The sequence below is a fragment of the Mesorhizobium robiniae genome (assembly GCF_040545535.1).
In the GTDB taxonomy this organism is placed as follows: domain Bacteria; phylum Pseudomonadota; class Alphaproteobacteria; order Rhizobiales; family Rhizobiaceae; genus Mesorhizobium; species Mesorhizobium robiniae.
The window spans coordinates 400,017-417,259 of sequence record NZ_JBEPMC010000004.1; the positions used below are offsets into that span (position 1 = coordinate 400,017).

Consider the following 17,243-nt stretch of genomic DNA (forward strand, 5'->3'; position numbering starts at 1 on the left):
TTGGAGGCAAACATGCCCGCTCTGCAGATACCCTACATCCGAAACTTTGCACCTCATATTCTGAGTGTCTTGCGCATTTTTGCAGCAGGATCATTCTTCACCCATGGCACCATGAAGCTCTTCAGCTGGCCTGCACCCTTTGAATATCCTCTCAACCCGTTGCTGTTCACGGCCGGAGTTCTCGAAGTGGTTGGCGGCCTTCTATTAGTATTTGGCCTCTTCGCCCGCCCGGTTGCCTTCCTGCTTTCGGGATCCATGGCCTTCGCATACTTCATCGTGCACAGCTCGAATGGTTTCTTCCCGGTACTCAACCACGGCGAAGCAGCGATGCTGTACTGCTTCCTGTTTCTCTACATTTCCGCCGCCGGGCCGGGTGTCTGGAGCTTGGATGCGCTCCGGGAGCGCAAGGCTGGAACGACTTCGTCCCGCCTGGAGACGGCGACGTGATGTGATTGGCGCGTGGTCGACCTACAGCTTTTCAATGGAGAGCGTCTATGGAGAGTCGGGATTTTGATCGAAGAGCCAGTGCTGGCCATATGCGGGATAAGGCGCCGGGAACGGACGGGCGCGGTGTAGAAATCGCCGTGGTTCGGGCCTCGATGATCGCTCTCGCATTCACCATGCTCGGCTCCATATCGCTGCCGATCTCCTCCGGCGTTCACGCCCAGTCGTTTCGCTCAGTGGGCTCGCCGACATCGTGCGTAATGCCCGCGGCCACCCCCATCGAGATCGCTTCGGGGCTCAACATACCCTGGTCCGCCGTGCGCGTCGGCAGCGAGGTACTCGTCAGTCAGCGTGGTACTGGGGAGATCGTGGCGTTTCGGCTTGGCGAAACGCCACGGTCAGTCGGCACCGTGCCCGACGTCGTAGCCCGAGGCGATGGCGGGATGCTTGGACTTGCGGTGCTCACAGAAAGCGCGAACGTCTGGCTCTACGCTTACCACAGCACGATTTCGGGCAATCGCATCGTGCGGATGGCGTACAGCGAAGGCGCGCTCGGTGAAGTGCAACCCATCCTTGACGGATTGCCCGGAGGGCGCGGTCACAACGGCGGGCGCATCGAGTTTGGTCCCGACGGGATGCTCTATGCCACGGTGGGCGAGACGAGAAATCCCGACCTCTCGCAGGATCCAAACTCACTTGCTGGCAAGATCCTCCGCATGACGCCTACCGGCGGCGTCCCAACGGATAACCCTGTGAGAGGCTCTCTCGTCTACTCTCTCGGACACCGCAATTCTCAAGGACTGGCGTGGGATGACAGGGGACAGCTGTGGGCGACCGATTTTGGGGATGATGGATGGGACGAACTCAACCGCGTTGAGCCGGGGGGAAATTACGGGTGGCCGGTCATCGAAGGCAGGGGAGGCAACCCTGCTTACATAGACCCTGTCATGCAGTGGTATACGCAGGAAATGGGTCCAAGCGGGCTCGCCTACGTTGACGGCACCTTCTTCGTTGCAGGTCTGACAGGGCAGCGGCTGTGGTCGGTGACAATTGACGCCGCGGGCAATCCCGAAGCAACGGCACACTACGCCGGCGAGTTTGGGCGTGTTCGTCATGTACTCGAGGGAAGCGACGGCAACCTATGGTTCCTGACGAACGGGCGACGTGGCGACCCCGGCGGGCAGGTTCTTTCGGTCGCGCTCACGCGCGTGGCTGCATCCGAATGCTCACGCGCTTCGGCCGCCGGTGGCCGGGGTAGAGTTCCCGCAACAGTCCCATGAACCTCGCCAAACATAAGAGGGAGATGTCAATTGGCTCGGAACCTTCGTGCCTCAGCGGCCATCGCTTCGCTATGCCTGCCAATATCGCTTGCGGTCGCCCAGCCGGTGAGTCAGCAATGCGTGAACAGCGAGGTAGCCGAGAGGGAAGTTCTCGAGCTAGATTCCATGCGCATCGACGCATTGCTTCGCAAAGACGTGGAGTTTCTGGAAGAGATCACTGCCGACGACTATTCTCATGTCGAAAGCTCTGGTGGCGCTCGCAACAAATCGCAATTCATCGCAGGCCGCAGGGGTCAACGCGCGCTGTTTTCCACCTTCGTCATCGACGAAAACAAAGCGACGATCTACTGCAATGTCGCCGTTGTCGTTGGACGTTATCACAATGCGTACAGAACAAGCGGGGGATCTTCCGTAGTGAAGAGAGCCCGGCACCTTCGCGTATACGTTCATGAAAATGGGGAATGGAGGAATGTGGCGCATCAAGCGACCGAAATCGGCCGGGCCGATTGATCGAATGTCTTCCGAACATGCTGAAGCCAGCACCGGATGCTATCGACGAGATGCCGGTGCATGTTCAGATCGGGCCTCAGATCAGCAGCAGGCCCTTCATGCTGGCGTGGCCTTTCTTGCCGATGATGATGTGATCGTGGACAGCAATGCCGAGCGGTTTGGCCGTCTCGATAATCAGCTTGGTCATCTCGATGTCGGCGCGCGACGGCGTCGGGTCGCCACTGGGGTGGTTATGCGCCATCCTTGCCGATGATTTATCTATTTGATATCGTTGGATAAATCATTTGGCGATCTTGTGGTGGTGCCGGCAATTGGGATCGGCTTTCAATCCCCATCCGTGATCATCACGCGCGATCACTACGCTGCTCCGCGAGTCGCTTTGACGCACGGCACTGCACCCTGTTCTTCTCGTCCCACGCATCGAGCTCATCGATTGGGTATAAGACGGCCTTGCCGATCTTTATATACGAAGGTCCCACCCTCATCGCGCGCCAATTTCGCAACGTTCCAACGGAGATTCCTCCGCGGTAGCGTTCGGCCACCTCGTCCGGCGTCAGAAATTTGCTCTCAGTCATTCTCCCCTCCTTCGGCGGGCAATCGACCGGAGCCGAGTCGCCGAATCGTAAGCCAGTCTTCAGCGTGGAGGTGAGCTACGGGCCAGGACACTCTGGATCATCACTCGGACTGCCGCTACACGGCACCTCCCGCATTCGCACGGGCATAGTTGCGACGTGATGGGTTCGAGTGGAAGGTTTCGACTACCTAGGTGGGGAAAGTGGATACAAAAGGCGCTACAAAGGCGGGTTTGAGCATGTGCTTATCGGGGACGAGCCCGTCGCCATGGGCGGCGGCCGGCTCGGGCCGAGCCCCTTCGACCTGATGACCGCGGCGCTTGCGGAATGCACGGCCATGACTGTTCGCTGGTTCGCACGCCAACAAGATTGGCCTCTTGAGCATGTCGAGGTGACAGTCGATCACGCGAAAAAGCTCATTGCAGGATGCGTGATGCGTCCTGCTCGGGAACGCAGATCACGCAACGACGCGCTCCCATCCGAACGGTGCTCCCGCACGCGGACGGGCGTCGGTCTCCTCGATGTCTCGTCCCGCTGGCGCTCAGGTAGTGCTGCCTTTGGTGGTACTGTGTTGCGCGACGCGGAACGCTAGTCGTTGGTCAACGCGTTCATTGTGTGTTCAAGGCGGACTCGCCGAAGCACTCGATCAGCATCTCCGTGAGCGCGCGGATCTTGCGGGCAGGGTGCTGCCCCGGCGGCCGGATCACATATATGCCCAGTTCGGGCAGCGGATAGCGCGGCATCACCTCTACGAGGGCACCCGATGCGAGATGTTCGGTGATCAGCGCCTCGGGCAGCCCGGCGAGACCAATGCCTGCGAGCGCCGCGGCGACAAGCGCGACCGCATTGTCGGCTTTATATCGTCCCTGCGGTTTCATCAGGACGACCTTGTCGCCGTCCTTCGCCAGCCAACTCTCGGTGCCCTGCATGACGACCTGGTGAGTAACAAACTCTTCCGGCGTTTGCGGCGAGCCATGCTTCTCTATGTATCCGGGCGCGGCGACATATTTGGCCGTCGTCCAGCCCACCAGTCTGGCCATCATGCTGGAGTCGCTCAGATGGCCTACGCGGATGGCGCAGTCGAACCCATCTGCGATGAGGTCAACGAACCGGTCCGAATAGCATGTCTGAACCTGCAATTCGGGATTACGCAGCGCCAACTCCGCGATGACAGACGCGAAGTGGGTCGGTCCAAAGGTTAGGGGAGCCGCGATCCTGAAGCGCCCTCGTAGCGCACCGGCCGGGAGGATCGTTTCACGCGCTATGTCGATTTCGCCGCAAACCTTTGCAGCGTGATCCCGGAATGTTATCCCGGCTTCCGTCAGCGCTGCGCCCCGTGTCGTGCGCGCAAGGAGCTGGATACCCAGATCTGCCTCAAGCCGCGCCAGCCGCCGGCTGACTATCGACTTCGACACCCCCAGTCGCAGCGCCGCGGCAGTTACACCGCCTGCATCCGCGACCTCTACGAACGTACGCAGTTCTTCAATATCCATGCCGTGTTCCCAGATGCGCAACACAGCATAGCATGATGTGGAGCTACCGCGTCGGAAAAGGCGATGGCACACCCTCCGGGGGTGATGCCCAGTCCTGGTGTCTCCCGTAAACCGATTACGGCAGCAAAGGAACCGACATGACCTTCCGCAACGGCCTCGACTCACTTCTTCGCCCCGAAGACTCGGTGCTCGTGCTCATTGATCACCAGCCCTATCAGCTAGCGAACCTGAACAGTCACGATCCCCAAGCGGTCGTGAACAATACGACCGCTCTCGCCAAGACCGCCAAAGTCTTCGGCGTTCCGACGATCTTGACGAGCGTCATAGCGGCCCGCGGCGGCCTGATCTTCAAGCACGTCACCGACGTCTTCCCCGGCCAGGAGGTGATCGACCGTACGTTCATCAACACGTGGGAGGACAAGGCGGTCGTCGATGCTGTGAAGGCGACCGGCCGCAAGCAGCTGATCATCGCCGGGCTCTGGACGGAGATCTGCGTCGCCATGCCGGCCATCCAGGCAGCGGGGGAAGGCTGGGACGTGACGGTGATCACCGACGCATCGGGGGGCACCTCGGTCGAGGCGCACGAGGTCGCCATCCAGCGGATGATCGCGGCCGGCATCAACATGATGACGTGGCTGGCGCTGGCCGCGGAATGGCAGCGCGATTGGGCGCGCGTCGACACGGCCGGCCCGCTGACGCAGGTCATGATCGACCATGTCGGCGGCAGCGGCGTCGCCTATATGTGGGAACAGCAGCTGCTGAATACGCCGGTCCCGGCGGCGGGCTGAGAAGGCCGGATGGCGGAGCCGGCCGGATGCGTGGCCCCAGGCCTTATTCCTCGTCGGCCCTGCCATCCCCGCAGTCCCGACGGCGGAGCGCTACCGGCTCAATCTTTGGCTTCAGGCGCTGCCAACCGGGCGCGTTTCGATCGGGAGACCGGGTCGATGCGCACCATGCGGATCACCGGCGTGCTGGCGACCTGCCGCTGTTCACGATGGGACTTCATACCTCCTGCTCCGGTTCCTTTGTCGAACCTGGCGAGGCTGCAACGGCGCAATCAAGGAGAATGACAATGTCGGTCGCCGGTTTTCCGGTCGGACAGGAGATGAATGTCACCTATCCCGACTTCAAGGTCAGCCTGAAGCTTCACTCACTCACGCAGATGTCGTTCGACATCGCCGAGGGGCCATTCGCGCACAAGGAAACCGTCTCCATCCAGGTACGGCCGCTGGGCAACGGCATCTTCCTGGTGAGCTGGGCAGAGGAGAGCGGTGCCACGGTCACGAATGTGCAGGATTTTGATCGCGGGGTGGTGCACTCGTTCGTGACGTTGCCGGATGGGAATTTCTTGAGGATGGAGGGTTCGATCGAGGTCACCAGACCGGCCGACCTTCCCGGCGATGATCGTCCCGAGCGCAACAAGGCGCTGGTGCTCGAGGCAATGACCGCGCTCTTCCAGCAGCGCGACGCGTCGGCGGTCGCGCGGCTCTACGCACCCGATTATGTCCAGCATAACCCCAGCATCCCGCAGGGGCGCGCAGCGCTTGAGAAGCTCGTCTCGGAGCTGACGGAGGAAGTCTTCTACGAGCCCGGGATGATGATCGCCGAGGGCAATTATGTCGCGATTCATGGTCGCATCCGCGGTTGGGCTCCCTCGCCGCAGGTTGTGGTCGACATCTTCCGTGTCGAGAACAACAGGCTCGCCGAGCACTGGGACGTGCTTCAGGACGAGGCGAAGGCCGCAGCGGGCGGGCGAACGATGTTCGAGCCGGATGAGCGGACGCGCCAGCTGTCTGCGATTAGCTGAGCATCGCTGGTGGACCGACGCTGAAAGGACGACAGGTGGAAATCGGTATCGACAGCTTTGCCGCGATCCTTCCCGACCCGGCCACGGGCAGGCTTCCGTTCGCAAGCGATCGGATGGCTGACCTCCTCGAGGAGGTCGAGGTTGCCGACCGCGTCGGTCTCGACCTGTTTGGCATCGGCGAGCACCACCGCGCGGAGTTCCTCGACTCCGCCCCGACCGTCATTCTCGCTGCGGCGGCGGCTCGCACGAAGCAAATCAGGCTGACCAGCGCGGTCACGGTGCTGAGCGCCGCCGACCCGGTCCGCATCTTTCAGGAGTTCGCGACTCTCGACCTGATCTCCAAAGGCCGGGCGGAACTGGTCGTCGGCCGGGGTTCCTTCACGGAAGCCTTCCCGCTCTTTGGCCTCGACCTGCACGCCTATGATGACCTTTTCGCCGAAAAGCTCGATCTTCTTCTCGAGCTGCGCGAGACACCCAATCCGAATTGGGGAGGCCGCTTCCGACCGGCGCTGCGCGGGCAGGGCGTTTTCCCGCGTCCTCATCAGGCGCAGCTGCCGGTGTGGATCGGCGTGGGCGGGACGCCTCAGTCGTTCGTCCGGGCGGGAGCTCTTGGTCTTCCGTTGATGATCGCGATAATCGGAGGAAGCTTCGAACGCTTTCGTCCCCTTGTGGACCTCTATCGCGAGGCCGGCGCCGAGGCCGGCGTTGCGCCCGAAAGGTTGAAGGTCGGCATTCACGCGATGGGCTTCGTGGGAGAGACCGATACCACCGCTGCCGACGCCTTCTATCCTGGCTGGTCGCACCTGACCGGGACGATCGGACGCGAGCGCGGCTGGGCGCCGCCCACGCGCCGCGACTTCGACACCATGGCTGGTCCGGAGGGCGCCTTTCTTGTCGGTTCCCCGGCTACCGTCGCAGCCAAGGTCCTCCACGCAAGCGAAGCACTTGGCGGCATCACCCGCGTCACCTTCCAGATGAGCACTGCCTCGCTCGAAACGGCCGCGATGAAGCGGTCGATCGAACTTCTGGGCACCGAAGTCGCACCGATGGTGCGTGTGCACGCTGCGAGGGAGGGGGACCTCGGAACCCTTTCCGCTGAAGGCCGGTAATGTCACGACCCTCCCCCAAACGATTTCGATCCGTCGTGATCGCGGGCGCTGGCACCGGGCTGGGTCGGGAAGTCGCCCTCAAGTTCGCCAGTGAAGGAAGCGTGGTCTTCGGTACCGCAGAGTCGGCGGCCCAAGTTCAGGACCTGAAAGTCGCATCAGGCGGCCGGGTCAGCCTTGCAGCCTGCGATATCACCAACATGCAAGGGCTGAGGGCTTGGGCTGAGGGCGTCTCGGAGGCACTCGACGGCGCCGGGCTCGACGTCCTTGTGATCCTTCAGGAAGCCCACGAGACCGGTCCCCTCGAGGCTATGCCTCTTGACGCCATCAGGCGAGAGCTCGAGCTGAATGTTGTCGGCGCGATCGCTGTCATCAACGCATTTCTTCCGTCGCTGCGCGTAGCGCGCGGCAGGGTCATCCAGGTCAGTTCCTGGATTGCCCGTCTGGCCGTTCCGTTCGGTGGCCTCTCCGCAGCCTCGACAGCCGCGCTCGAGGCGCTGTCCGCGGCATATCGGGCGGAGGTGCAGCCTTCAGGTGTGGATGTGGTGATGGTCACGACAGACCTCATCGTGCCGGGTGATACTGACCGATCCACAAGGCCGGTGCGCCCGATTTCCGATCTGACGCCTGCGCAGCGCGACCTTTATGGGAAACGTCTGGCCACGGCCACGACCCGGCTGGAGGAGCTTGCGATCGGCGGCACCCATGTCGCCGAGGTTGCGGCGCAGGTGGTGCAGATAGCGCAGGCGCCCGCGGCGGCCAGTCATGTGCCCGTCGGCGACCGCGCGATCGAAATCGTAGCGGCCGCGCGATCGAAGAACGATGCCGACCTCGACGCTTTCCGCCTCAGCTTGGTCGGCTTGGGTTAGCCGGCATCACCGAAGCAACAGGAGACGATCCACTTGAGCACAGTCGACGACAATCCCGCCGAAAGACGCTTTGAACTTCCCATCGATGGCAGCCACGAGATCGCTGCCGTCTATTATCGGCTGCAGGGTGAAAGGCTTACCCTCACGCGCACCATCGTGCCGGAGCGGTTCTCAGGGCAGGGGATCGGTTCGAAGCTGGCGCGAGGCGTGTTCGAGCTCCTGCGAGCAAGCGGCCGCAAGGCGGTCCTGCGCTGCCCGTTCATGGCAGCCTATTACGCGCGCCATCCCGAATATGCAGACGTCGTAGACACTTCGGCAGAGTAGGAAAGACAATGATCGAGCTGGTCATCGAACAACGGCGGCGGAACCTTGGCGGCAGCTTCGAGGTGGGCCGGGTCTTGCCCTTCGCGAAGCGCCGGATGGTGGGCCCCTTTATTTTCTTCGACGATATCGGGCCGATCGACATCCCGCGCGGCGTTGATCGCAGCGCCGACGTTCGACCGCATCCGCATATTGGCCTCTCCACGGTCACCTACCTGTTCGCCGGCGAGATCATGCACCGCGACAGCCTGGCCTATGAGCAGGCGATCCGTCCTCAGGAAGTCAACTGGATGACGGCGGGGCGCGGCATCACCCACAGCGAGCGGCTGGAGCGCGCGCGTGCGCTGGGCGACCGGATCCATGGAATCCAGGCGTGGGTGGCGCTCCCAAGCGAAGTCGAGGAGACCGAACCGTCCTTCTCCCACCATAGCGGGAGCGACCTTCCGCAGTGGACCGAAGGCGGTGTCATTGGCCACTTGATCGCGGGCAGCGCATATGGGCTCACCGCAGGTGCGCAGACGCATTCGCCGCTCTTCTACGCGCACCTCGACCTGGCACCCGGCGCGAGCGCCGAAATTCCGGGCGGTCACAGCGAACGCGCGGTCTATATCGCCTCAGGCGCGCTAGTGGTGGACGGCCGGCGCTTCGATGCCGGACAAATGCTGGTTGTGGACGGCTCCGCTTCGCGCGTGACCGCAACCGAGCAATCCACGGTCATGCTGCTTGGCGGCGAGCCGGTCGGCCAGCGCTACATCTACTGGAACTTCGTGTCGTCCTCGCAGGAGCGGCTCGCGCAGGCGGCGGCAGACTGGAAGGCAGGACGAATGAAGCTGCCCGACGCCGACAATGCCGAGTTCATCCCGCTCCCGGACGAACCGGCTCCGCCGGCACCGCCGATGTCATGAAGAGAGACCCCGTCGGCGGGTCGTATGGATCAACGTTTGGAGGTTCTTGTCGTGGCAAAGCCGGAAATGTTCGTAACTGAGGGCGCCGGGCAGAAACTGTTCGACGCGCTGCATATGTCACAGACGCTCAAGGTCGGGAATCGGGTGGAGACGTCGGGACAGGGCGGGTGGGACGATTACCTGAACATCCCCGCGTCGATCGAAGACGAGATCGCGCAGGCGTTCCGCAACGTCGAGAAGGTGCTCGCTCCCGCCGGCGCCAGCTGGAAGGACGTGGTGCACGTCAATAGCTATCACGTCGGCGGTTTTCCGCCCGAGGTGAACGCGACGATCTCGCGCCTGTATCGCCACTACATGCCTGACCGGGCGCCGATCTGGACGCAAACCGGAGTCGAGGCGCTTGGCCTGCCGACGATGCGGATCGAAATCAGGGTAACGGCGATCATCGACTGACGGGTCCGGCCACGGGTGCGGCGCAGGCTTAGCCGGACGCGCTAAGCGCCTTGTGGATCAAGGAAGACATGCAGCGTCTTGATGAGGCCATGCTCGATGTGCGCCACGTCCAGCCCGGTGACCGCCACCGGGCCGCCGGACGGCCCGGCGGTCCATTGCAAACGCCCGACGCCATTGTGGCCGAGGGCTGGCCGAACGGCGGTGAAGACGAAATCTCGGGGCAGATGGCCGAGGAGCTCGGTCACGGCCCGGGAGACGGCTTCGTGACCGTGCACCGATCGATCGGGCTCGTGCAGGATGGCGTCGGGGGCGTATAGTTCCCGGATAGCCTCGATCCGGCGAGCGGGGTCGTGCTCGCCGAAGACGCGCTCGAGATTGGCGCCCATTAAGGCGGCAAAGTCGATATCGGCCGGTGGAGCGAGTGGCGAACCAGGCGAGCCCGCGCGCTCAGGAAGGACGCGTCCGAGAAAGTCGCGGATGTGCTGCGCGATTTCACGATGGTGCGTCTCGAGCGCGAAATGTCCTGTGTCGAGCAAGTGGATCTCGGCATCCGGGAGATCCTGCTTGTAGGCAAGCGCGCCAGCCGGAACGAAGGCAGGGTCATGCCGCCCCCACACCGCGAGGAACGGCGGCTGATGCTTCCGGAAATAGGCCTGAAATCGAGGATACAACGCGACGTTGCTGCGATAGTCGAGAATGAGGTCGAGCTGCACCTCCTCCGCGCCGGGTCGCGCCATATAGGCAATGTCGAGCTCCCGGCCGTCAGGGCTCAGCAGCTCGGGATCGGCGCCGGTGCCATATTGCCAATTGCGTATCGTCTCGGGCGACAGGGAGTCGCGGCACGCTTCGCGGTTCGCCTCGCTGGGATCGCGCCAATAGGCCTGCCACGCGCCCCATTCGTCGCTGAAGCCCTCCTCGTAGGCGTTGCCGTTCTGCGAGATGATCGCGGTGATCCGCTCGGGGTGCCTGATCGCCAGCCTGAGGCCGGTCGGCGCGCCATAGTCGAAGATGTAGAGCGCGAAGCGTTCGAGCCCGATGGCATCGACGAACCCCTCGAGGACCTCAGCCAGCTTGTCGAAGCTGTAGGTGAATTCGCTGCGGTCTGGCGCCCTGGTCTGCCCGAACCCGGGGAGATCGGGCGCGATCACCCGGTAGCGGTCCGCAAGCTCGGGCATCAGATCGCGGAACATGTGACTGGCCGTGGGAAAACCATGAAGGAGCAGCAGCACGGGAGCGTCGGCAGGACCCGCTTCCCGATAGAATATGTCGACCTCGCCGACCTTCTGCGTCCGGTAATGCACTTCGGTCATACAGAGCCTCGTGATCCAATCCTCGATCGGCGGCATGGTTATCGAAGGGCCGCCCTATTTGGGAGCGGCGCGCCTTCCGGCTACCATAGCCGTCACGCGCGCCGCTACCGTTGCGCATCAGGCGATCGCGCCGCCATCGACAGTCAGCGTCGCGCCGGTGATGATGCTCGCGGCCGGGCTGGCGAGATAGGCGACGGCGCTACCGATCTCGCGCGGGTCGGCATACCGGCCCACCGACGTCAGGCTGCGCTGGAAATCGGCCGCCTCGCCATCCGCAGGGTTCGAATCCGTGTTGGTCGCGCCCGGCTGGATCAGGTTGACGGTGATGCCCCTGGGCCCGAGCTCGCGCGAGAGGCCGCGGGTGAACGAGGTCAGCGCCGCCTTCGACATCGCATAGGTCGTAATGCCCGGGAACGGAACGCGCTCGCCAAGCGCCGAGCCGATCGTGATGATACGGCCGCCTTCGCCCAGGTGCGGGATCACAGCCTTCGCGAACAGCACGGGCGCGCGAACGTTGACGTCCATCACGCGCTGATATTCGCCAAGGTCGAGATCGGCGATCATGCCGGAATGGCCGATCGCGGCGCTGTTCACCAGAATGTCGATGCCGCCGAGCGCGGTGACCGCCTCGTTCACGGAACGGGCGATCGCCTCCGGATCGGCGCTATCCGCCTGGATCGCGACTGCGCGGCGTCCTGCCGCCTCGATAGACTTGACGACGCTCTGCGCCTTTTCAGCCGCATTCTGATAAGTAAAGGCGACGTCCGCCCCATTCTCCGCAAGCACCAAGCCGATCGCTGCGCCGATACCGCGCGATCCACCGGTTACCAGCGCCCGCTTGCCTTTAAGATCAATCATATACTCGTCCTTTTCTACCCTATCTGGCCCAGGTCACCCGCGTGTTGTCGCGGGATGGGAAAGGCGCACGATTTCCTGATCCGCGAACTTAGCGGTCGCGATCAGCGTTTCTTAGCTTCGGGAAGTGCCAAGCTGTGTTGCGTGAACCGGAACGCGGCGCGCTGGGCGCGGAATCTCGGCGTTCGAGCCGATGCTCTGCCTCATGCTCTCCGGAACAAGGTGCCGATGGCACGGCACGCGGTGAGCGTCGCGTATCCGGTCGGCTATGAGCGCTCGTGGCAGTTAGCAGAGAGCGCAAGAACATGTTCTTGAGGTCGCCGATCGCGAGATTCCAACGACGATGTTCCGGGTCGTGCAACACAGCTCCTCATAGATCGTGGCTAGAGAGCCGTGGGCGGAATCCCTATCACCGAAGAAAAGGTGTGCGACGCGGCGTGTGAGAGCGGGATGGCTGCCAGGTTTGAGGCACGCCGACACCTCAATTTCTGGAATAGCCCAATCATGAGGAACCCATCATGTCCCCTGCTGCACACTCCACAGCTGAGCCAGCGTCGCCGGCGTCGCCTCTGGCCGTCCTGCAGTCGATCCTGTCGAACCCGACCGATCTCGACTTCGTCAAGCAATTCACCACGGATGACTTCGTATACGTCTCGCTCAACTATGAGCACTCCGAACTGAAGCAGATCATGCCCTGGGCAGGGACGAACAAAGGCACCGATGGGCTGGTTCAGACCTTTATCGATGTCGGTCGGTACTGGAGGACAGACGATTTCCAGATCCAGGACAGCTTCGAAAATGAGAACGGCGCTGCAATCTTTGGTTCCTTTACCTACACATCAACCGTTTTGGGTAAGACGGTGACATCACCCTTCGCGGTTCTGGCGCGCGGCGAGAACGGCAAGCTGTCCTACGTGCAGTTTATGGAAGACACCTTCGCGACCGTCCGCAGCTTCCGGGAAAGCGGCGAGTATCTCATCAAGGCAAATCCAGACGGATCGGAAACCAGCGTCTGAGTCTCCGCCAAGGATAAGGCGCGATCATTTTCGTCGAGGGGGCCGGGGTAACCTTGGGCGACGTCTGGATACGACCGGCCCGCGCGGGTTCACAGCTTCGTTGCAATCAGGAGCTTCAGATGGATCGAATGGCGGGCAAGATTGCCTTGGTGGTAGGCGGCGCCAAAGGCATCGGTCTGGCGGTCGCGCAGCGACTGGCGGCAGAGGGCGCGACGGTGATCATCACGGGTCGCGCGCCCGATCAGGTCAACGCCGCGGTTGCGCAGATCGGTCATGGCGCCCAGGGGATCGCCGCCGATGCGGCATCGCCGCAGGATCTGGAGCGCGTGGTGGCCGAGATCCAGGAAACGCACGATCGCGTCGACGCGCTTGTGCTCAACGCGGGGATGAGCGAAGCGGCATCGCTGGAGGAGGTGACACCCGATCACTTCGATCGGCATTTCGCCGTCAACGTCCGCGGCGCCATGCTCGGATTGCAAGCAGCGCTCAAGGCCCTCGGCGACGGCGCCGCCGTCGTCCTGATGGGGTCCGTCGCCAGTTCGATCGGCCTGCCGAACTACGGCACCTATGCCGCGACCAAGGCCGCGCTGCGCTCCTACGCCCGGACATGGGCGGCGGAACTCGCGCCGCGCGGGATACGCGTCAACGTTCTTTCGCCGGCATCGACAGACACGGACATGATGGCGCGCGTGCCCGAGGAGACCAGGGCAGCGATTATCTCGACCATCCCACTCGGCCGCATGGCAAAGCCCGAGGAGGTCGCGGCAGCGGCCCTCTTTCTGCTGAGCGACGAAGCGAGCTTCATTACTGGGGTCGAATTGTTCGTGGACGGCGGCATGGGACAGGTCTGACCCGGCCGCCTGCCGAAGGGTAGCCTTTGGTGGAAGGATGCGGACTTCATCCGTCGTGATCAGCTTCCCGCCGGTTTCGCTGCGCTAGGGTGGATTGCGCACAAAGCGGTGCGGCCCAGCACCAAAGCGCCCGCCAAGGGTCAGCTTTTCCGACCGGTGCCTGGTCTCAAATGGTCGTCATACAATGACGCCAAGTACGCGACGGCCTCGTCCACATATTCCGGCACGTCGTACATGTCGTAATGGTCGGCACCGTCGATCACGACGAAGTCGCGCCGGTTCCGCGCGCGCTCCCACAGTCCGCGTCCCGCCTCGTGCGAAAAGGTCGTGCCGAGCTGGCCGCCGACGATAACCTGGAGCGGCTGGACCAACAGCTCCCCAACAAGGTGAAAGGCGTCGTATCCGATAAGGAGCGCGTCGCTCACGAACAGGCGACGGTTGGTCCGGCGATCGTGATGGCCACGCGGGGTGGCGTAATAGTCGATGGCGTTCAGAAGGCTCGGATCCTTGATCCCCGCTGACTTCGCTTCAGCGGGGCTGGGCAGCCAGTCGAGTCGTTTCTCCGACCCGCCCCGCGCCTCGAGTGTCCGCTGCTTCGCGACTGCGGCAAGCGTATCCTCGACTGCCGAAGCCTGGGGCTGCGAACGCCGCCATGCCGAACCGAGGTCATTGGCGACCACTGTCCCGACCGCCTTGAAGCGACGTTCGATCAGCGCGGCATTGATCGCATAGCCTCCGCCGGCGCAGATCCCGAGCAGACCGATCGCCTCCTCGTCGACGAAGGGCAGCGTTACAAGAAAGTCGACTGCGCAGCGAATGTCCTCGACCCGTGCTGCAGGGTCTTCGGTGTCGCGCGGAAATCCTTCGCTTTCTCCCTGGAAGGATGGATCAAAAACGAGCGTCAGATAGCCCTTCGCGGCCAGCTTCTCCGCATAGAATCCACCGGCCTGTTCTTTGACGCTGCTGCCTGGACCTACGACAATGACGGATGGATATTGCTGGTTCTCGGCGAAACCATCTGGCAGCCGAAGTTGTCCGACAAGCGCGCGACCGTCGCTTTTGAAGGTGACGCGCCGATTTTCGATACCCATCCCACCTCCTGGCGCGTGCTCTTTGACCGACTCGAAATCGCGTTCGATCGTGCCATTCGCACCAGGGGGTCGGTAGCTACACATCATGTCGTGCTGTGTTGCGGCACCAGGAACGCCAGGCCCGCAAATTTCAGCCTCGCTGATCCAGTCGGGGCGCGTCACGCAGCATGATTGCTTTGCAGAGGTTTTGGCAGCACGCGATCATCATCTCCGTCAGAACCCGCACTTTGCGCTCAGGATGCTGGCCGGGTGGCCGCACAACATAGATACCGAGATTCGGTGGTGGATAGCGCTTCATGACCGGTACAAGTGCCCCGGAATCCAGGTGCTCGATGATCAGCTCCTTGGGAATCCCGGCTACGCCCACGCCAGCGAGCACCGCCGCGACGAGCGCTACGGCATTGTCGGCCTTGAACCGCCCCTGCGGCTTCAGGTTGATCAATTTGTCCCCATCCATGGCAAGCCAGGTCTCGGTTCCGTGCATCACCACATCGTGGTTGCCAAACTCCTCCGGATTTTCCGGTGCACCGTGGCGCTCAATGTACTCAGGCGTCGCTACGTAGATCGCAGGTGTATATCCGACCTTCTTCGCGATCAGATTCGAGTCGCTCAAATGGCCGATCCGGATCGCGCAGTCGAAGCCTTCTGCAATCAGATCAACGAAACGGTCAGAATAGGAGGACCGGACCTGCAGGAGGGGGTTGAGGCGCGCCATATCGGCAATAACGGACGCGAAGTGTGTCGGACCGAAGGTGAGTGGCGCGGCAATTCTGAAGCTCCCGCGCAGTTCGCCCGCCGGCAGGATTGTCTCCATGGCAATGTCGTACTCCGCGCAGATCCTGGCGGCGTGATCCCGGAAGGTGATGCCTGCCTCTGTGAGGGCAGCACCGCGAGTAGTCCGCGCGAGCAATTGAACGCCTAATTCGGTCTCGATCCTCACGAGCCGTCGACTTACGATCGATTTGGAGACGCCAAGGCGCAAAGCGGCTGCAGTCACGCCGCCCGCGTCGGCGACCTCCACAAACGTTCGCAAGCCCTCGATATCCATCCAGCGTTCCCCATTACGCAACACAGTCAATTATATTCTACCATATTGTAGCGATATTTGCAATTAAGTTAGCGCCGCCCTCAATGTCCCGAGAGTAGGATGCGTGGGCTGTGCTCAGATTCTGCCAAGTAATACCAAGCCATGGGACGATTTCCGATTTGTCTTGATCCTCTGTCTACGGACCTGGCAAGTGGTCGCTACTATCGAACCTGGCTTAGCCACGGCGGCAACTCCTCGTACGGCCTTCTTGTCTTTTGAGCGCCATCCTCGCTGGCCGTAGTTCCGTCGCTCCAGCCTCGGGGCTGCAAGCCGGGCGGCACGATCTTCTCCGCGCGAGTGCGCTGTATCGCGCATTCGCGCGCGAAGAAGTCCAGCAGCGCGCGGACGGACGGGAGCAGCCCGCGGCGCGACGGGAAAACGGCATGAACGATCCCGGGCTGAGGTCGCCAGTCTGGGAGCACGTCGACGAGCCGTCCTTTCTTCACGTCATCGGAGACGAAGATCGTCGGCAACTGCACCACGCCCGCGCCAACCATCGCCGCGTCGCGGAGCACCGACATATCGTCGGTTACAAGGCGGGGCGTATGCGGAACCGTCGCCACCTTTCCGTCGGCATGGTGAAGTCCCCAGCTATGCTCACGGGTCGCACGCACCTGATCCAGACTTGGTAGGCCATGAAGGTCGGCCGGCGATTGCAGCTGCCCACCTACCAGCTTCGGAGCAGCAACCAGGCATTGGGCGCTCTCATCAAGGCGCCGCATTACCAGGCCGGTCGAGTCCAGCGGCGGAAAGCGCACCCGTATGGCGAGGTCCAATCCTTCGGAGATCACGTCGACCCGGCGGTTGGTGCTCTCCAGAAGAATTTGGACACGCGGATTGATCACCATGAAGCGCGCGATCAATTCGCCGAACTGGAACGACAGCAATGCGGTGGGGCAGCTCATGCGCACGACGCCGCGCGGTTCGCCCTGGACCTGCGCGGCTACCTGCTCCGCGGCTTCTGCCTCCACCAGCATCGCGATGCAACGATCGTAGAACTCGCGCCCAACCTCTGTGACGGAGAAGCGCCGGGAGGATCTGTTGAGAAGCCTGATACCCAGTCGCTCCTCAAGGGCCAGAACCCGACGGCTGAGCAGCGATTTCTGGATGCCGAGCGCCCGCCCAGCCGCGGAAAAGCCTCCATGATCAACGACCGCGGCAAAATAATAGAGATCGTTGAGGTCTTTCATCGTCCTTTCTGTAGGACGCTGCGTCGCTTCTGGCAATCTATTCATTTTGTCGTCCCGCCATAATCTACGATCCAGCACGCAGC

At 62.6% G+C, this 17,243-nt stretch carries 20 protein-coding genes and 2 pseudogenes; 13 read left to right on the forward strand and 9 right to left on the reverse strand.

The genetic code is table 11. From position 1 onward, the window contains the following. The first annotated feature begins 12 nt into the window (after positions 1-12). The 3 genes from ABID19_RS13785 to ABID19_RS13795 all read left to right on the forward strand — a co-directional run bounded on the left by ABID19_RS13785 (position 13) and on the right by ABID19_RS13795 (position 2,234). Positions 13-447 (forward strand): DoxX family protein, encoded by a 435-nt coding sequence (locus ABID19_RS13785; protein ID WP_354491225.1) that lies wholly within the window; start codon positions 13-15, stop codon positions 445-447. A 47-nt stretch (positions 448-494) separates the two neighbouring features. Continuing rightward, positions 495-1,724, forward strand: coding sequence for a PQQ-dependent sugar dehydrogenase (locus tag ABID19_RS13790; protein WP_354491227.1), 1,230 nt, complete (start codon positions 495-497; stop codon positions 1,722-1,724). 120 nt (positions 1,725-1,844) lie between these two features. Further along, a complete protein-coding gene (locus ABID19_RS13795; RefSeq protein ID WP_435528727.1) occupies positions 1,845-2,234 on the forward strand; it encodes a nuclear transport factor 2 family protein in 390 nt (129 codons plus the stop codon). 76 nt (positions 2,235-2,310) lie between these two features. On the opposite strand, the pseudogene ABID19_RS13800 reads toward ABID19_RS13795, so the two are convergent. Together ABID19_RS13800 and ABID19_RS13805 are read right to left on the reverse strand one after the other, a co-directional pair. Next, positions 2,311-2,472, reverse strand: a pseudogene (locus tag ABID19_RS13800) (JAB domain-containing protein); the annotation flags it as partial. Positions 2,473-2,578: 106 nt separating this feature from the next. Next, positions 2,579-2,809 (reverse strand): helix-turn-helix transcriptional regulator, encoded by a 231-nt coding sequence (locus ABID19_RS13805; RefSeq protein ID WP_127670121.1) that lies wholly within the window; start codon positions 2,807-2,809, stop codon positions 2,579-2,581. A gap of 265 nt (positions 2,810-3,074) precedes the next feature. On the opposite strand from ABID19_RS13805, the gene ABID19_RS13810 reads away from it, so the two are divergent. Continuing rightward, a complete protein-coding gene (locus ABID19_RS13810) occupies positions 3,075-3,398 on the forward strand; it encodes an OsmC family protein (RefSeq protein ID WP_354491618.1) in 324 nt (107 codons plus the stop codon). A 16-nt stretch (positions 3,399-3,414) separates the two neighbouring features. Here the strand turns inward: ABID19_RS13810 and ABID19_RS13815 are convergent, their stop codons facing one another. Next, positions 3,415-4,299: a LysR family transcriptional regulator gene (locus ABID19_RS13815; protein ID WP_354491231.1), complete on the reverse strand. Its 885-nt coding sequence runs from the start codon at positions 4,297-4,299 to the stop codon at positions 3,415-3,417. Between the two features lie 137 nt (positions 4,300-4,436). Between ABID19_RS13815 and ABID19_RS13820 the strand changes: the two genes are divergently transcribed. The 7 genes from ABID19_RS13820 to ABID19_RS13850 all read left to right on the forward strand — a co-directional run bounded on the left by ABID19_RS13820 (position 4,437) and on the right by ABID19_RS13850 (position 9,760). Beyond that, positions 4,437-5,087 carry a hydrolase gene (locus ABID19_RS13820; RefSeq protein WP_127670118.1) on the forward strand — a complete coding sequence of 217 codons (651 nt, stop codon included), beginning with the start codon at positions 4,437-4,439 and terminating at the stop codon, positions 5,085-5,087. 284 nt (positions 5,088-5,371) lie between these two features. Continuing rightward, positions 5,372-6,106 (forward strand): nuclear transport factor 2 family protein, encoded by a 735-nt coding sequence (locus ABID19_RS13825; RefSeq protein WP_234843589.1) that lies wholly within the window; start codon positions 5,372-5,374, stop codon positions 6,104-6,106. Positions 6,107-6,141: 35 nt separating this feature from the next. Continuing rightward, on the forward strand, positions 6,142-7,215 hold the full coding sequence (locus tag ABID19_RS13830) for an LLM class flavin-dependent oxidoreductase (protein ID WP_354491234.1): 1,074 nt from the start codon (positions 6,142-6,144) through the stop codon (positions 7,213-7,215). A 35-nt stretch (positions 7,216-7,250) separates the two neighbouring features. Further along, positions 7,251-8,081, forward strand: a complete 831-nt coding sequence (locus ABID19_RS13835; RefSeq protein ID WP_354491236.1) for an SDR family NAD(P)-dependent oxidoreductase — start codon at positions 7,251-7,253, stop codon at positions 8,079-8,081. A 33-nt stretch (positions 8,082-8,114) separates the two neighbouring features. After that, on the forward strand, positions 8,115-8,405 hold the full coding sequence (locus tag ABID19_RS13840) for a GNAT family N-acetyltransferase (protein ID WP_127670112.1): 291 nt from the start codon (positions 8,115-8,117) through the stop codon (positions 8,403-8,405). A gap of 8 nt (positions 8,406-8,413) precedes the next feature. Further along, positions 8,414-9,307, forward strand: a complete 894-nt coding sequence (locus ABID19_RS13845; protein WP_354491237.1) for a pirin family protein — start codon at positions 8,414-8,416, stop codon at positions 9,305-9,307. Between the two features lie 51 nt (positions 9,308-9,358). After that, positions 9,359-9,760 (forward strand): RidA family protein, encoded by a 402-nt coding sequence (locus tag ABID19_RS13850; RefSeq protein ID WP_354491238.1) that lies wholly within the window; start codon positions 9,359-9,361, stop codon positions 9,758-9,760. 41 nt (positions 9,761-9,801) lie between these two features. Here the strand turns inward: ABID19_RS13850 and ABID19_RS13855 are convergent, their stop codons facing one another. The 3 genes and pseudogenes from ABID19_RS13855 to ABID19_RS13865 form a co-directional block, all read right to left on the reverse strand. Further along, positions 9,802-10,146: a nuclear transport factor 2 family protein gene (locus ABID19_RS13855; RefSeq protein WP_354491620.1), complete on the reverse strand. Its 345-nt coding sequence runs from the start codon at positions 10,144-10,146 to the stop codon at positions 9,802-9,804. A gap of 72 nt (positions 10,147-10,218) precedes the next feature. Continuing rightward, positions 10,219-11,070: pseudogene (locus ABID19_RS13860) on the reverse strand (alpha/beta fold hydrolase); the annotation flags it as partial. 117 nt (positions 11,071-11,187) lie between these two features. Next, on the reverse strand, positions 11,188-11,928 hold the full coding sequence (locus tag ABID19_RS13865; protein WP_354491240.1) for an SDR family NAD(P)-dependent oxidoreductase: 741 nt from the start codon (positions 11,926-11,928) through the stop codon (positions 11,188-11,190). 515 nt (positions 11,929-12,443) lie between these two features. Here ABID19_RS13865 and ABID19_RS13870 point away from each other — a divergent pair. Both ABID19_RS13870 and ABID19_RS13875 read left to right on the forward strand, forming a co-directional pair. Then, entirely contained in the window at positions 12,444-12,941 is a 498-nt protein-coding gene (locus tag ABID19_RS13870; RefSeq protein ID WP_354491242.1) for a nuclear transport factor 2 family protein, read from the forward strand. A gap of 119 nt (positions 12,942-13,060) precedes the next feature. Further along, complete coding sequence (locus ABID19_RS13875; RefSeq protein WP_354491244.1) at positions 13,061-13,792, forward strand: SDR family NAD(P)-dependent oxidoreductase; 732 nt, start codon at positions 13,061-13,063, stop codon at positions 13,790-13,792. A gap of 140 nt (positions 13,793-13,932) precedes the next feature. On the opposite strand, the gene ABID19_RS13880 is transcribed toward ABID19_RS13875, so the two are convergent. The 3 genes from ABID19_RS13880 to ABID19_RS13890 all read right to left on the reverse strand — a co-directional run bounded on the left by ABID19_RS13880 (position 13,933) and on the right by ABID19_RS13890 (position 17,160). Beyond that, the gene (locus ABID19_RS13880; RefSeq protein WP_354491245.1) at positions 13,933-15,045 is read right to left on the reverse strand and encodes an alpha/beta hydrolase; all 1,113 of its coding nucleotides are present in this window, start codon (positions 15,043-15,045) and stop codon (positions 13,933-13,935) included. After that, the gene (locus ABID19_RS13885) at positions 15,014-15,931 is read right to left on the reverse strand and encodes a LysR family transcriptional regulator (protein ID WP_354491247.1); all 918 of its coding nucleotides are present in this window, start codon (positions 15,929-15,931) and stop codon (positions 15,014-15,016) included. Before ABID19_RS13885 ends, ABID19_RS13880 begins: the two co-directional genes overlap by 32 nt. A gap of 200 nt (positions 15,932-16,131) precedes the next feature. Continuing rightward, positions 16,132-17,160 (reverse strand): LysR substrate-binding domain-containing protein, encoded by a 1,029-nt coding sequence (locus ABID19_RS13890; RefSeq protein ID WP_127670099.1) that lies wholly within the window; start codon positions 17,158-17,160, stop codon positions 16,132-16,134. Positions 17,161-17,243: the final 83 nt, after the last annotated feature.

What these genes read in the sequence shown, in the direction of transcription:
- ABID19_RS13785 (WP_354491225.1), top strand. Translation starts at nt 13, where the DNA reads ATGCCCGCTCTGCAGATACCCTACATCCGAAACTTTGCACCTCATATT.
- ABID19_RS13790 (WP_354491227.1), top strand. Translation starts at nt 495, where the DNA reads ATGGAGAGTCGGGATTTTGATCGAAGAGCCAGTGCTGGCCATATGCGG.
- ABID19_RS13805 (WP_127670121.1), bottom strand. Translation starts at nt 2,809, where the DNA reads ATGACTGAGAGCAAATTTCTGACGCCGGACGAGGTGGCCGAACGCTAC.
- ABID19_RS13810 (WP_354491618.1), top strand. Translation starts at nt 3,075, where the DNA reads ATGGGCGGCGGCCGGCTCGGGCCGAGCCCCTTCGACCTGATGACCGCG.
- ABID19_RS13815 (WP_354491231.1), bottom strand. Translation starts at nt 4,299, where the DNA reads ATGGATATTGAAGAACTGCGTACGTTCGTAGAGGTCGCGGATGCAGGC.
- ABID19_RS13820 (WP_127670118.1), top strand. Translation starts at nt 4,437, where the DNA reads ATGACCTTCCGCAACGGCCTCGACTCACTTCTTCGCCCCGAAGACTCG.
- ABID19_RS13825 (WP_234843589.1), top strand. Translation starts at nt 5,372, where the DNA reads ATGTCGGTCGCCGGTTTTCCGGTCGGACAGGAGATGAATGTCACCTAT.
- ABID19_RS13845 (WP_354491237.1), top strand. Translation starts at nt 8,414, where the DNA reads ATGATCGAGCTGGTCATCGAACAACGGCGGCGGAACCTTGGCGGCAGC.
- ABID19_RS13855 (WP_354491620.1), bottom strand. Translation starts at nt 10,146, where the DNA reads ATGGGCGCCAATCTCGAGCGCGTCTTCGGCGAGCACGACCCCGCTCGC.
- ABID19_RS13865 (WP_354491240.1), bottom strand. Translation starts at nt 11,928, where the DNA reads ATGATTGATCTTAAAGGCAAGCGGGCGCTGGTAACCGGTGGATCGCGC.
- ABID19_RS13870 (WP_354491242.1), top strand. Translation starts at nt 12,444, where the DNA reads ATGTCCCCTGCTGCACACTCCACAGCTGAGCCAGCGTCGCCGGCGTCG.
- ABID19_RS13875 (WP_354491244.1), top strand. Translation starts at nt 13,061, where the DNA reads ATGGATCGAATGGCGGGCAAGATTGCCTTGGTGGTAGGCGGCGCCAAA.
- ABID19_RS13885 (WP_354491247.1), bottom strand. Translation starts at nt 15,931, where the DNA reads ATGGATATCGAGGGCTTGCGAACGTTTGTGGAGGTCGCCGACGCGGGC.
- ABID19_RS13890 (WP_127670099.1), bottom strand. Translation starts at nt 17,160, where the DNA reads ATGAAAGACCTCAACGATCTCTATTATTTTGCCGCGGTCGTTGATCAT.